Below are 14,236 nucleotides of genomic sequence, written 5' to 3'. Positions count from 1 at the left end.
GCATGTCTAGACTCGTAATTATATCGAATCGCCTGCCCATCACAGTCAACCGCTCCGACGGTGAGCTGCACTATCATCCCAGCGCCGGTGGTCTGGCCACGGGATTGAACTCTCTGGATGACTCCTACAACAAAATCTGGATAGGATGGCCGGGGCAAGACATTGCCAACGAGTGGGAGCGGGAAGCGATTCGCAGCGATCTGACGAAGCGAAATTTGGTTCCGGTCTTTTTGACGGAAAGGGAAATCGACCTGTATTACGAGGGCTACAGCAATAAGACAGTCTGGCCGCACTTCCACTATTTCACGGAGTACACCGTCTACGATGATGAAATGTGGCAGGCCTATCAGGAAGTAAACTTCAAGTTTTTCCAGGCCGTAGAGAACGTGCTGCGGGAGGACGATATGGTCTGGGTCCATGATTATCAGCTCATGCTGCTGCCCAATATGATCCGGGAGAAATTTCCCAAGATCAGCATTGGCTTCTTCCTCCATATCCCCTTCCCGAGCTACGAGGTTTTCCGCATTCTACCCTGGCGCAAAGAAATCTTGGATGGTATTCTGGGTTCCGACCAGGTGGGTTTTCACACCTTCGGTTACATGCGGCACTTCTTGTCGGCGGCCTACCGCATCACGGGTTACGAGCACGAGTTCGGTCGCCTGTCGATCGGTGAGCGCCAGGTCAACGTGGACGTCTTCCCGATGGGGATCGATTATGAAAAGTACGCCCACCCCGACGTTGATGCACAAAGCGATCAAAGCAGCGGAGAGATACGCAAACTCCACGCCAGTCGCAAGATCGTACTTAGCGTCGATCGCCTGGACTACACCAAGGGCATTCCTCACCGGATCCGTGCCTTCGGGCAATTCATTCGCAATAATCCGGAGTACATCGGTAAGGTTAACCTGATCATGATCGTCGTCCCGAGTCGGGCGAACGTGCCGCAGTACCAAAGCTTGAAGACGGAGGTTGATATTCTAGTCAGCCAGGTCAATAGCGAATACAGCACGTTCGATTGGATGCCGATTCATTACTATTACCGTTCCTTGAATTTCGCGGCACTGACAACCTTATATAAGGAAGCCGACATCGCCCTCATCACGCCCCTGCGGGACGGTATGAATCTCGTAGCCAAGGAATATGTAGCCGCTAAGGAGGAATCCAAGCGGGGCGTACTAATCCTCAGTGAGATGGCGGGTGCGGTCTACGAACTTAATGACGGTGCCCTCACGGTCAACCCCCAAAGCAGCCAGGAAATTGAAAACGCTCTCGTTCAGGCGCTCGAAATGGATATCGACGAACAACGGGTGCGCATGGAAGAGATGCAGGAAAAGCTGCGGCAGTATGACGTAAAGCATTGGGCGGCAACCTTTATCAAAGAGCAGAAAAAACTAAAAGAAAAGAATAAAATGCATCACACTACTCACCTTAGCGAAAAAGCACTGGACGTCGTTGCCGAGAGTTATGAGCAGGCCGCTCAACGCCTGTTGTTCATCGATTATGATGGAACGCTCATGGCCTTCGATCCGGACCCCCAGGCGGTTCGTCCGGACGAGGAGGTGCTCAACGTCCTCAAAACGCTGGCCGCAGATCCCAAGAACACGGTAGTGATCAACAGTGGTCGGGATAAGGCGACGCTTCAGAAGTGGCTGGGTGACCTGGATGTCGAAATGGCCGCCGAACACGGTGTCTGGATGAAGGAGCACGGCCGGTGGCAGCTCAACCCTAATGTCGTAGACGGCTGGAAACCCAAGGTTCGCGAATTACTCGAGAACCTGGTATCCCGCACACCGGGATCGTTCATTGAGGAAAAGGACTACAGCCTGGCTTGGCACTACCGTAACATCGATCGTGACCTGGGCAATAAGCGCGTCCGGGAATTTCGGGACATGCTAACCTACCTCATTCAGAACCAGGACCTACAGGTCCTGGAGGGAAACAAAGTCGTCGAAATCAAGAACGCCGGCGTTAACAAGGGTAAGGCTACCCAACACTGGGTCAATAAAGAGGAATGGGACTTCATCCTCGGTATCGGTGACGATAGCACGGATGAGGACATCTTCCGCGCTCTTCCCGACTGGGGAGTAAGCATCAAGGTCGGACCTGGTCGGACTGCCGCCCGTTACTCGCTCACCGGCGTGACCGAAGTACGGAAATTCTTCTCCAAACTCGGCCAGATTGCGGAGCAAGCTTAAACCTAAGCCCTCCGATCAGTAACCCAATATCTGCAACATGCTTTCTGCCGATTGCTTCCCCGCCAGGACGCGATCGGTCAGATTGCCTTCATTGTCGATGTCGATGATGATGTGTTGCGGGCTGGGGATCATGCAATGCTTAATGCCGCCGTACCCACTGATGCTGTCCTGGTACGCTCCCGTATGGAAGAAGCCTAGGTATAATGGCTCTTCATCGCCTTCCTTGTCAACCGGTAGGTAGACCTGGCTTTCGTGGATCTCCGAATTGTAGTAGTCTGAGTTGTCGCAGCTCAGTCCGCCTATGTTGACCCGACGATAATCTCGGTCCCACTTATTAATCGGCAGCAGGATAAAGCGCTCACCGATGCCCCAGGCATCGGGCAGGGTGGTCATGAGCGAATTATCGATCATGTACCACATCTCGCTGTCGTTCTGTTGCTTTCTCGCCAGCACGGAAAAGATCGTTGCTCCACTTTCACCCACCGTGTACTTACCGAACTCGGTGAAAATATCAGGTTCCGGCACCCCGTCTTCCTCGCATGCGTCAAGTATGTTCTTGACGATTTCCCGAACCATATATTTGTAGTCGAACTCAAAGCCCAAGCTGTTGCGGATGGGCATTCCCCCCCCGATGTTCAATGCGTGTAGGTTCTGGCTTTCCTTCTTGAGCTCCCCGTAAAGCCGGACTGCCTTCTTCAGTTCGCCCCAGTAGTACAGCGTATCCTTGATGCCCGTATCCACGAAGAAGTGAAGCATAGTAAGCTGTAACTTCTCACTGTTCTTAATGCGGTCGTTGAAGAGGGGAAGGACGTCACCGTACCGCAGGCCTAAGCGACTCGTGTAGAATTCAAAATTAGGCTCCTCTTCCGTAGCCATACGGATACCGATCTTTGCCACCCCTTCGACGTGCTCCTCGTAGTAGTCGAGTTCGTGGCTATTGTCCACCACCGCGATGACGTTTTCAAAACCGTCGTTCATGAGGCCGACGATTCCGGCCAGGTAGTTCTCGGGCTTGAAGCCGTTGCATACGATCTGAATTTTTTTGTCCAGTTTCTTCCGTGCGTAAAGCCGCCGGATCAGGTCTACATCGTATGCGGAACTGATTTCGAGCTGGACGTCATGGTCAAGCGCCTCTTCAACTACGTGTGCGAAATGGCTGCTTTTCGTGCAGTAGCAGTACTGATACTGCCCCGCGTAGCCCTGGGCGCGCATTGCCCGGCGAAACAGATTTCGGGCCTCCTTGATCTTACGTCCGATGCTGGGTAAGTAGGTGAGCTTCAGCGGCGTGCCGTATTTCCTGATCAGGTGGATGAGGGGGATGCGATTGAAGGTCAGGTACCCGTTGTCCATGTCAAAACCTTCCTGCGGAAAGTAAAAGGTTTGGTCAATCAGGTCGAAATATTTGTTGGCCACGCGAGCTGGTTTTGGGGGCGCAAAGATAGCATTTGGCGGCGGAGCGCAGGTAAGGTATTCGTCCCCGGATTTGCGGGCTCGTAACTATATATTTACCGAATGCAATACATCTCCCTCCGCAACCTCAATTTCATTCTGCATGAAGTGCTTGACCTCGCAGAGTTGAAGGCCAGCGAACGCTTCGGTGCTTTTGACGATGAAGCCATTGACTTCAGCCTCGACGCCGCCCAACAGCTCGCCGACCAGTACCTGTGGCCGGCCTACCGGGAGATGGATAAGACCAAAGCCTACTTCAAGGATGGGCAGGTACACGTACTGCCGGCGGTAAGCGAAGGGATGCAAGCCCTCGGAGAGAGTGGCTGGCTGAGCGCGACCTGGGGCTTCGAAGAAGAAGGCCAGCAGATGCCTCTGACCGTACAGAATGCCGGAAGCCTCATTTTCCAGGCGGCCAATAGCAACCTGGCTGCCTATGGTTTTCTCACGACGGGAGCGGCTAATCTTATCCGCGAGTTTGGTTCCCAGGCACTAAAGGAGACCTACCTACCTAATATGGCCGCCGGGAAGTGGCAGGGTACCATGGCCCTCACCGAACCGCAGGCGGGCAGTTCGCTGAGTGATATCACTACCTATTACGAGCAACAATCGGATGGGACCTACCTGATATACGGTCAGAAGATTTACATCAGTGGTGGTGACCATACCGGAGTCGAGAATGTGGTTCACCTCCTATTAGCCCGGCAAAAAGACGGACCCAAGGGGGGCAAGGGGGTAAGCCTCTTCGTGGTGCCGAAATATCTACCGACGGAATCCGGCCTGGAGGACAATAACGTCACCACCGCCGGCATCTACGGTAAAATGGGACAGAAGGGCTACGTGGCGGCCCACCTTATGTATGGCGAGCAGGGACCAACGCGAGGTTTCTTGGTGGGCAATGAGTTCCGGGGACTGAACAACATGTTCCTGATGATGAACGAAGCCCGGATCGGGACCGGCATGATGGCTGCCGGAGCCGCGTCCGCCGCCTACTATGCCAGTCTGAAGTACGCACGGGAACGGCCGCAGGGCCGTCACCCCGGCAATAAAGACGTCAACGCCCCTCAGGTACTCATCATCGAGCACGCCGACGTACGCCGTATGTTGCTATTCCAGAAGGCGGTGGTTGAGGGTAGTATCGCCCTTTTACTAAAGTGTAGTTTATACGAAGACACCTATCGCATTAAGCAGGACGGTCGCAGTCGTTTGCTCCTGGAACTGTTGACGCCCATTGCCAAAAGCTTTCCGAGCGAGTATGGCATTGAATCCGTAAGCATGGGCATGCAGGTGCTGGGGGGCGCTGGTTACACCGACGACTTTCCCCTGGAACAGATCTACCGAGACATCCGCGTGAATTCAATTTATGAGGGAACAACCACGATTCACGGACTCGATCTACTAGGTCGGAAAGTTATGCTGGAAGGGGGCAAAGCCATTCAATTACTGGCTGAGGAACTTCAGACGAGCCTACGCCAGGCTGGTGAATACGAGCGTCCGGCTGCGTTAGCTCGGGTATTTGGGGGAAGCCTTGGCGAACTGCAAGAAGTGCTTCAGCATCTCCTTGGTTTGGCTAAAAGCGAAGATGACCCCCGCGTCTTCCTTGCGGATGCCACCATATTTCTGGACTATTTCGGACTGCACGTCATCGGCTGGATGTGGATCGAGCAGGCCACCGCAGCCGCGCGCGCTTTCGACACGGCAAATACCGTAGGCGGAAACAGTCTGGGCACCGGCGACCTCGATTTTTACGAATCTAAACTGGTCACCGCTGAATTCTTCTTCGATTATATATTTCCCCGCACCAGAGGCTTGCTGCGTACGCTCCGTTCTAAAAATCGGGTTACCCTACAGGCCGAGGCGCGCCACCTGGTGTAGGCAGTGCTTGGAGACTTCGGTGTATATTTCCGGCTAATAAAGTCCCATGCGCTACATCTTATTATTACTTACGGTCACCACCCTGACTGCTTGCGCTCCCCGTCCGGATGCGTTTGGAACCGAGAACGGTCCGTTTCGGGCCTCCTTCGATCATTATGCAATCAATGTCACTGATCTGGCCCGAAGTGCTGATTTTTATCGGCGTGTCTTCTCGTTGGATAATGTCTACAACGGAACGGAAAACGACCGCCGGATCTGGTTCTCACTGGGGGAGGGGATGGCGCTCCACATCATTGAGACCGACGAGGTGGATGTTAAAACGCCTAAGGGTGTACACCTCTGCATCGCCATGGCAGACTTCGACACCTTTGTGGAGCACCTGCGCGAGGAAAACGTAGCTTTCGAAACCTGGACCGGTGAGGCCATGCAGAGCAACGTTCGGCCGGATGGCGTTCGTCAGGTTTACATCCAGGATCCGGATGGCTACTGGGTGGAAATCAATGATAACCGGCTCATGTGGGAGAAAAACCGGAGCAAATAATGAAAGTCGAACTAACACGCCTCGATGAGGACTTCAATTTTTCCATAGCCAACGAAGACGGGCTGACGGTAACCACCGACGGCAGCCCCGACATCGGAGGCCACAACAAAGGGGTACGGCCCATGCAGATGGTCCTGGCTGCCGTGGCCAGTTGCTCCAGTATCGACATCGTGCTGCTCCTCAGAAAACAGCGGCAGGACCTGCGAGACATCAAAGTGACCGTGGAGGCGCAACGGGTCGACACCGAACCCCGGGTCTTTACGGACATCCACCTACACTACCGTTTGTATGGTGACCTCAACGACAAAAAGGTAGAGCGTGCGTGCCGGCTTAGTATGGAAAAACTCTGTAGCGTTTCGATGATGCTGAAGGCGGGCGGTGTCAACATTACCTGGTCGTACGAAGTCATTAATTGATGCTCCCATGGAGCTCAATGGTGCGCTTCACGGCAAATCTTAATTCGCAATAGGGACAATAAGGTCGCGTTCGATTGGTGTGATCACCGATCAACGTCCGCCTATGAAGACTATATCTACCCGTTTAGTTACTTGTGCCCTCATACTGGTTTTCCTGCCGCTGTCCGTACTTCGGGCTACAGGTGGTGAACCTCCGGTTGTTGTTACTGCTCTTTACGGAGAGTATCTGGAAGGTAGCGGTATCGTGCTCTATTGGCGTACGCCCGCAGAGAACGCCGAAGGGCAGTTCGAAATTTTACGATCCACCGATGGAGATAGTTTCGACCTGATTGGACGGGTCGAAGACCCTGCGGCGGTGGCGACCGAAGCGGGCTACCGGTTTCGGGACAGCGATGTCGAACCCGGCACTTACCACTATCGCCTTCGGCAGGTAGACGACTTTGGTCGTACCAGTATTTCTCGTCCAATAACTCTTGACGTGGCTCCCACGGTAGCGACCAATATTTATGCCTACCCGGACGCGCAATCCAATATTGCCACGATCGGATTGAATTCCAGCTGGGCCGGCGAGACGGTAGCCGTGGAGGTCACCAGTAGAAACGGTCAGCCAATCAGTCTATTCGATTACGCGGTCAACGACCGAATTCGCGTGCCCCTGGAAAACTTACCTGTCGGAACCTACACCGTCCGCATCAGCGCAAAGCAGCGAACCATCACTCGCCACGTAATCATACGATAACCCAGACTAGCTCACTTCACTCACTACTAGGTTTCAAAGCTAACCAAAAGGGTTAGCGGACGGAGGGTTGCCCATGGGCGACCCTCCGTTATTTTTTGCCGGCCGGCAAATAAAAGCTCGACACCCCATGACCATGTGGTACCAATGGCTTTAACAGTTCGTTTTCCTCCCGTCGCTTTCTATCTCTCATTGAAAAATACAACCACCGCTATGTCGGACCTTTACCACGACAGGATGCTCTGTTCCTTAACCCGCTTACTTCCACTGTTTGCCTTCCTTTGCCTACCGCTAATTGTTCAGGGTCAGGTTATAGGCCCTGTCAGGATTGGCTCACAAACTGATGTCGATTTTTACGAATCGCTTATCAGTTCTAAATCTGAAACGTCAATAGATGGAGATCTAATTATCAGCCCGGATGATCCAGCTGACCGCATTACAGACTTTGAAGGGTTAGACCAAATCATTTCAATAACAGGAGATTTGGTCATCGTCAATTACTCCGCTGATGACCTGTACGATCCTCTATCACTTCTAACGAGTTTGAGTACCGTAAATAATCTAATAATTGGAGAACCTGATAGTTCTAACGTCTTTCCTGGTACATTCGAGGGAGGGGAACTTTCCTCGACTATTTCAACAATAAGTGGCGACTTAATTGTTGAAAACAATCCAAATTTAGTATCGCTTGCGTTTCTAAGTCCAGTCAGTATCATTGGGTCGGCCAGGGCAGAAAATAACTCCACATTTGGTCTGTTTGGGTCATCTCTACCCGAAAATACTATTTCCATTGGAGAAAGTCTAGAGCTCATAAATAATGGATTTCAAAACCTGACCGGTTTGGCTTACCTGCAATCGGTAGGCCAAAATATTACGCTGCGCGGCAATCCGGCCCTTGTGAGTTTGGGCGATTTTGCGTCCCCATCGGTTTTATCCGGAACCTTTACCATTGAAGACAACGATGACCTCACCGATCTCGGAGCACTTTCTGTCTTAACTCAGGCCGCCGCGCTAATTATTACCGGTAACGACGAACTGGCCACCCTCAACGACTTCACGGGCTTGAGTACATTGACCAATTCCCTGACTATTACGAATAATGTTTTACTGGCAGACTGTAGTCAACTACCCTGTCAAACCACCGTGAACGGCCAGGATTTCGACACGACCAATCCGAACGTCACGGTGAGTGGAAATACAGGCGATTGTGCCGATAAAGCTGCCATACGTGCTGCTACCAATAATGATAGTTACCCCTGTGTCCAGGCAGCAGTCCTGCCCGTAGAACTAATGACCTTCACCGGTGCCTTCCGCCGCGACCGTGTAGCCCTGAGTTGGGAGACCGCGACCGAGACTGACAACAGCCACTTCATCGTTGAGCGCTCAACTAACGGATTTACCTTCTCCGCCATCGGTGAGGTTGAGGGGCAGGGTAGCAGCTCGGTAAACGTGCTGTACAGCTATGAGGATGCAAAGTATACGCAGGGCCAGAACTACTATCGTCTGCGCCAGGTCGACTACGACGGTAGCGAATCCGTCAGCAACGTAATTACCGTACAGGTCGAAGGGGCGGCTACCGCACTAAAAATTGCACCCAACCCCGTCGCGGCGGGCCAAGCGAGCCAGATAGTCCTTCCCGATAATTTCTCGAATATGGTGGCCGTAGAAGTATTTACCGCGGACGGCCAGCGTGTTGTCAACCGTAGCTATGAAGCGACGGCAAAAGTTGAATTGCCAACGCAAGACCTGCCTACGGGTATGTACTTCGTACGGCTCAGCGATGGCGCAACCTCGGTTACGGATCGCCTGATTGTCCGGTAAACCATTCCTATCCAATTTAACAAAGGCCCCGCGGATCGTATCCACGGGGCCTTTGTAGTTTATCTTATGCTGCCAGCGGTTACGAATCGCGGCGGTTTCCGAGGACTTTATCCACGGAGGCACCCAAGCGATTGATCAGCTTTCCCTGCTGGGCGATCGTAGCCTTCAATTCCTTCATTTCGTCGTGGACGTACCGCTGGATATTCTGCGGGGAGGGGAGGAAGGGGGTGATCCGGGCACGGACGTACCAGATCTCACGCAGGTCGGATAATGGAATCCGGTAACTGTCGTAAAAGCTATTATCACTGACGACCTCCAGTTCCTTACTCTCGTCCAGAAAGTTGCGCACGCGCTTCACGACCACGTCGCTTCGGGTCACGATGACGTAAGCGTAATTGTCCTTGATGCCGCTTTCCCAGAGGGTGGGTTCCAGAAAGGCGCAGACGATCTTGTCTCCCTCGAAAAGTGTGGGTTCCATACTGTCTCCAGGAACGTCGAAACTGCGGTGAGTGCCTACTTTATATTTGTAGTCCGGCAGGCTGAAGGTAGGCAGACTCTCAACGAATGACGGGTCGCCCAGTTCGCCGGCGTAAACGGACTGCGCGGGTAGGGGAACGTGAACGATCATTTCCTCGCTCTCCGGCGTGGTAATGGTAGTGAGTACCCGAAAATTTTGGTTACTCTCTTCCGTCATAAACATGGGGCCGTCGCCCGTGAAGAGGTATACCGGATTGAGTTTGTATTTATTGATGGCCTGACGCAGCAGCTCGATGGTAACGTCTCGTCGGCCTTTTAGAATTTCACTGAGTGACTGCGGTAAATAGTCAAGCGACATGGCAAAAGCCCGGCTACTACGGATCCGTTTCTCTGCTTTGAGCTTATCATGGCATTTGATAAAGCGTTGAGAAACGACATTTTTCATAAAAGTAACGGCTTAAGACCGGCAAAGATAGCCAGGGGCGATGTAAGTTCATGGGTGATTGGGCAATGAATTATCCTTCTTTTGCTAATCATTGTCCTTTATCACGGCATCGTCCTCACTGCGTTCGCCCATCTCGATGGTCTCCCGGGCTTCTTCCAGATCGTCTCCCTCGGCTTGTTCCCCCTGATTTTCATCCTGTTGCGGTTCGTAGCTTAATTTGATAAGTACGGGGAAGTGATCGCTACCGACGTAAGGCAACCGTTCCAGATCAATAATGGCGAAATCGGAGGAGTGGAACACGTGGTCCAGCGGCCAGCGTAGCAAGCTGTATTCGGCGTGAAAAGTGGAAAAAAGCCCGCGACCTCGTCGGGGATCCAGAAGTCCGCTGATCCGTTGAAAAAGGCGGGAAGAGTGTGACCACGCAACGTCGTTCATGTCGCCGGCTACAATTGTCGACCGATTCGGTCTATCTCTTACCTCCAGACCAACCAGGGAAAGTTCTGCGTCGCGACCCGTACTGGCGTAGGCTTCGGAAGGGCTGGGCGGCATCGGGTGCACGAAATACAGGTCAACCTCGCGGCCGTTCGGTAATTTAATACGGGTATCGATCCCCGGGATGTCGTCCTTGATGCGGTACTTGATCTGCGGGTCGATCAGTTCAATTTTACTCCACAAGTGCATCCCGTACAGATTCTCCAGTGGAATATTGACCCGGTAGGGGAAGTCCTCGTCGAGCCCTTCGGCCAGTTTTTCTTCCCACCATTTGTTGGTCTCTACCGTTAGAAGGATGTCAGGATTGACGTTCTTAACCAAATCGATCACCAGATCCGTGCGGCGGTTCGTTTGCAGCACATTACTCATCATGATCGTTAGGTGACCCTCATCGTTGTCGAGGATCTCTGCTTCCCTGGCGTCTTTGCTGTGTAATTTCGTGTAGGGATAAATTCGGTAAGCCTGATACAGAGCCGCCAGCGTTAATACGACGCCAATCGTAATATTCAGCGCTCCATTCGAGGAGTTGGACAGGAACCAGCAGGTAGCCGATAAGAACAGGATGACGACAAGTTGTTGGCGCGGATAGTCAAATCCACGAATCCACCAATCGTCATACTTCAAGAAAGGAAGAACCGTGCCAATAACCCCGATGATACCGAGGACGTAAGCAACAATGCGGAGTGCGATCACGTGTACGTACAAGTTTGGTTTATAAGGGGGTAATTTGCGGTGATGTTCACCACCTACCTAACAAAGGGCCTAGACTAGCGAACGGCACCTACCCACACGCTGTATATACCATATTGCCTTATTAACCAATTACCGATGACAGCCACCCGCAGCCGGCCCTATTGGGTCGATTATCGGATTCCCATCCTCCTGTTCCTCATAAGCTTTTCACCTGCGCTCGCCGCCCAAATGGATGACGGCCGCATCGCGGAACTGATCGAACAATACAGGTCCGACCGGCGGGGCCCCTACCGGGGCATTTTCTGGTTTTGCTCCGACGGAAGTCAACGGCCCGCACGCGACCCGTGTCCGGAAGATGAGGATGCCCAGCAGCACGCCGATTATACCCCCGACATCAAACGGTTAATGCGGGAGCAGGATCTATACTTCGGTCAGATCCTCGCGGGAACGGAGTACGATGAATTCTGGAATGCCGGAGACGACCACAGTCGGCTTAAGCAGTTTCAGCTCAACAACTACCTCGTTGCCGCCGATAACGGTTGGATTTTGGAACAAGCGCGCTTCTACCGGGGAGCCTTCCAAATTGAGGATGAGGAAGAATGGGGACTTGATTTCTTCCGCTGGCTACTCGATCGACCAGATGTGCTGGAGGAGAATTATTACCTGATCGTCCAGGCAGCCCGGGATATTCCACACCGTGGCGATACCGACCTGAACCAGCGTATTCGGGCGGTTAGCAAGGAAATTGCGGACGAATACGAGGCATTCATGGAACTGCGAATAAAAATTCACGGCCGCCCCGGAGCCGGGGACGCCGAAGCGGTTCGTGAGTTCATGCAAGACAACGAAGATGAATTGAGGGAGCGGCAGTTGTATGCTGCCGCGGGTAGCTTGGCCAAAGATATAGATGCCGCCTATGGAGGCAGCGGACTGCTCAACATAGGTGGCTTAGCCGATGAGCTCCCAACTGGTGACCCCATGAAGGATCGCATTCAGACCTTTGTACGCGAACAAGAAAATGCTGACATAATCTCCCGGCTTACGGCAGCATCCGATCTGATCCTTGCCCTGCGCCAAGATTTAGTATCCTATGATCGCTTGCCCCTGGATCGCCTCCGCCTGGTCGATGTGGTGAACGAGCTTAGCGATCTGATTTTCCGGGCTTCGGCCGATTACAACACCGAAACCGCCCGCGATCAGATGGAAAAAATCTGTTATCTCGGACAGGCGGCAACCGGAACCGGATTCGTCGAACTGTGGGAATACGAATCCGCGGCCGGGTCGATCGCCGATCCGGGGTACCAGTACGTCTGGCCGGAAATGCTCGACGATTACCTCGACAACGCCCGTCGCTTTGTTGAGTGGGGAACGGCTACCAACCGCGCCACCTACGGCGAGGTGGTTGAGCGTTACGCCCGCTTCGAACCAAAAGCCCTGGGATTTTTAGATGACCAGATCCGCGGATCGGTTTTGCTGCCGCTCGGCTCGGCTGTCGGCGAATTAGGCGACTGGCTTGCCCGCAACAGCGATACCGGTAATGCATTACTCGATATTCAAACCCAGGCGCAGGCGCGGGGGCTTAACCCGGGATATGCCCGCGGCGTTCTGCATCTCATCGAGGGTGCCCCCGATGGCGTGGAGGTCAACAATCACGATATTTTCGTATTCAGTCGCCCCCCGGCGGACCTAAAGCCCGTCGGCGGTATTCTTACCGTCAGTGAAGGCAATCCGGTCAGCCACGTGCAGCTTCTGGCCCGAAATCTAGGCATCCCAAACGCCGTGATTACGGAACAGCAGTTCCAGGAGCTGCTTCCTTACGACGGCGACGAAGTCTTTCTGGCGGTATCCGCCGGCGGCAGCGTGGTTTTGAAACCGGTAGACGAGATGTCGGATCGGGAGCAAGCGCTTTTCAGCGTAGAGGAGCGTAACCAGAATAAAATCAGCGTACCAATAGACAGACTCGATTTGAGTACCCGGGACGTGCTGAACCTGGCGAACGTGAATAGTGAAGACAGTGGCGTGCGCAGCGGACCCAAGGCAGCCAACCTCGGCCAGCTGAAGCAACTGTTTCCCGATAACGTCGTGAACGGGCTGGTCATTCCCTTCGGCGTATTTCGGGAGCACCTTGACCAGCAGATGCCCGGTCAGCCGAATGGGGTTTCCTACTGGGCCTTCCTGAATGACCGCTTTGCCGAAGCCGCTCGCATGGAAGAAGCCGGAGAAACCGCATCGGATGTCGAGTCCTTCACCCTTGAACAGCTGGCCACCTTACGCACGGCCATCGACAAAATTGAATTATCCCCCAAACTCATCTCGCAGTTGGAAAACGGTTTTGCGGATAATCTTGGAGGTGGTTTCGGGGAGGTGCCTGTGTTTCTCCGCTCGGATACGAATATGGAAGATCTAGCCGAGTTTACGGGAGCCGGTCTAAACAAGACCGTCTTCAACGTGGTCAAGCGCCAAGCCATCATTGATGGTATAAAGGAAGTCTGGGCCAGTCCCTATACGGAGCGCAGCTACCGTTGGCGGCAACGCTATTTGCTGAATCCGGAGAACGTATTCCCGAGTATCCTCATCATTCCGAGTGTGGATGTAGCATATTCCGGGGTAATGATCACGAAGGGAGTCAGTAGCGGCCGAGATGAAGACATTACCGTGGCCTTTAGCAGAGGAGCCGGAGGAGCGGTTGACGGACAAGCCGCCGAGAGTTACCTGATTGACCGCTATGGAAGAACCACACTGCAGGCTCCCGCACGTGAACGCCTGCACCGCCGACTACCAGCGACCGGCGGTAGTGTTATGGTGCCCGCCGCCTTCAACGAACGCGTGCTGAGCGAGCGAAATCTCCGCGACTTGTACGACCTGGGCCAACGCGTTGAACAGATCATGCCCAAGGCCGAAGGGATGACGGCACAGGGACCATTTGACGTGGAACTGGGATTCCAGGAAGATAAGATTTGGCTCTTTCAGATCCGTCCGTTCGTGGAGAACTCCCAGGCGCAATCTTCCGACTATCTACAAAGTATCGCCCCGCCAAAGCGGGAGGGCGTGTACATCGACCTGGCCAGCCGCTTAGATGTCGGGCCGGAGAGCTAGCTA

Annotated in this window: 10 protein-coding genes; 7 read left to right on the top strand and 3 right to left on the bottom strand. The window is 53.5% G+C overall.

Features of this window, described 5'->3' with window-relative positions; genetic code table 11:
- Positions 1–2 precede the first annotated feature (2 nt).
- Positions 3–2,195, top strand: a complete 2,193-nt coding sequence (locus DRW39_RS04125) for a bifunctional alpha,alpha-trehalose-phosphate synthase (UDP-forming)/trehalose-phosphatase (protein ID WP_116105691.1) — start codon at positions 3–5, stop codon at positions 2,193–2,195.
- A gap of 15 nt (positions 2,196–2,210) precedes the next feature.
- Here DRW39_RS04125 and DRW39_RS04120 read toward each other — a convergent pair whose 3' ends face one another.
- Complete coding sequence (locus DRW39_RS04120) at positions 2,211–3,608, bottom strand: arginine decarboxylase (protein WP_198664782.1); 1,398 nt, start codon at positions 3,606–3,608, stop codon at positions 2,211–2,213.
- Between the two features lie 99 nt (positions 3,609–3,707).
- Here DRW39_RS04120 and DRW39_RS04115 point away from each other — a divergent pair, with 99 nt between their 5' ends.
- From DRW39_RS04115 to DRW39_RS04095, 5 genes are all read left to right on the top strand, one after another.
- A complete protein-coding gene (locus tag DRW39_RS04115; protein ID WP_116105690.1) occupies positions 3,708–5,516 on the top strand; it encodes an acyl-CoA dehydrogenase in 1,809 nt (602 codons plus the stop codon).
- A gap of 46 nt (positions 5,517–5,562) precedes the next feature.
- A complete protein-coding gene (locus DRW39_RS04110) occupies positions 5,563–6,057 on the top strand; it encodes a VOC family protein (RefSeq protein ID WP_116105689.1) in 495 nt (164 codons plus the stop codon).
- Positions 6,057–6,473, top strand: coding sequence for an OsmC family protein (locus tag DRW39_RS04105; protein ID WP_116105688.1), 417 nt, complete (start codon positions 6,057–6,059; stop codon positions 6,471–6,473). The genes DRW39_RS04110 and DRW39_RS04105 overlap by 1 nt, the downstream gene beginning before the upstream one ends.
- 103 nt (positions 6,474–6,576) lie before the next feature.
- On the top strand, positions 6,577–7,212 hold the full coding sequence (locus tag DRW39_RS04100) for a T9SS type A sorting domain-containing protein (RefSeq protein ID WP_116105687.1): 636 nt from the start codon (positions 6,577–6,579) through the stop codon (positions 7,210–7,212).
- 210 nt (positions 7,213–7,422) lie between these two features.
- Positions 7,423–9,030 (top strand): T9SS type A sorting domain-containing protein, encoded by a 1,608-nt coding sequence (locus tag DRW39_RS04095; protein WP_157975920.1) that lies wholly within the window; start codon positions 7,423–7,425, stop codon positions 9,028–9,030.
- Between the two features lie 79 nt (positions 9,031–9,109).
- On the opposite strand, the gene DRW39_RS04090 is transcribed toward DRW39_RS04095, so the two are convergent.
- Complete coding sequence (locus DRW39_RS04090; RefSeq protein ID WP_116105685.1) at positions 9,110–9,952, bottom strand: helix-turn-helix transcriptional regulator; 843 nt, start codon at positions 9,950–9,952, stop codon at positions 9,110–9,112.
- A gap of 84 nt (positions 9,953–10,036) precedes the next feature.
- Positions 10,037–11,137 carry an endonuclease/exonuclease/phosphatase family protein gene (locus DRW39_RS04085; RefSeq protein ID WP_157975919.1) on the bottom strand — a complete coding sequence of 367 codons (1,101 nt, stop codon included), beginning with the start codon at positions 11,135–11,137 and terminating at the stop codon, positions 10,037–10,039.
- 135 nt (positions 11,138–11,272) lie between these two features.
- Here DRW39_RS04085 and DRW39_RS04080 point away from each other — a divergent pair, with 135 nt between their 5' ends.
- Positions 11,273–14,233, top strand: a complete 2,961-nt coding sequence (locus DRW39_RS04080; RefSeq protein WP_116105683.1) for a PEP/pyruvate-binding domain-containing protein — start codon at positions 11,273–11,275, stop codon at positions 14,231–14,233.
- Positions 14,234–14,236: the final 3 nt, after the last annotated feature.

It is taken from the genome of Lewinella sp. IMCC34191 (genome assembly GCF_003390935.1).
In the GTDB taxonomy this organism is placed as follows: domain Bacteria; phylum Bacteroidota; class Bacteroidia; order Chitinophagales; family Saprospiraceae; genus Neolewinella.
The sequence above is the reverse complement of the archived record's forward strand: the minus strand, read 5'-3'. Positions and strand labels throughout refer to the sequence as shown.

Coding starts and splice junctions, on each gene's coding strand:
- DRW39_RS04125 (WP_116105691.1), top strand. CDS start 3: ATGTCTAGACTCGTAATTATATCGAATCGCCTGCCCATCACAGTCAAC.
- DRW39_RS04115 (WP_116105690.1), top strand. CDS start 3,708: ATGCAATACATCTCCCTCCGCAACCTCAATTTCATTCTGCATGAAGTG.
- DRW39_RS04110 (WP_116105689.1), top strand. CDS start 5,563: ATGCGCTACATCTTATTATTACTTACGGTCACCACCCTGACTGCTTGC.
- DRW39_RS04105 (WP_116105688.1), top strand. CDS start 6,057: ATGAAAGTCGAACTAACACGCCTCGATGAGGACTTCAATTTTTCCATA.
- DRW39_RS04100 (WP_116105687.1), top strand. CDS start 6,577: ATGAAGACTATATCTACCCGTTTAGTTACTTGTGCCCTCATACTGGTT.
- DRW39_RS04095 (WP_157975920.1), top strand. CDS start 7,423: ATGTCGGACCTTTACCACGACAGGATGCTCTGTTCCTTAACCCGCTTA.
- DRW39_RS04090 (WP_116105685.1), bottom strand. CDS start 9,952: ATGAAAAATGTCGTTTCTCAACGCTTTATCAAATGCCATGATAAGCTC.
- DRW39_RS04080 (WP_116105683.1), top strand. CDS start 11,273: ATGACAGCCACCCGCAGCCGGCCCTATTGGGTCGATTATCGGATTCCC.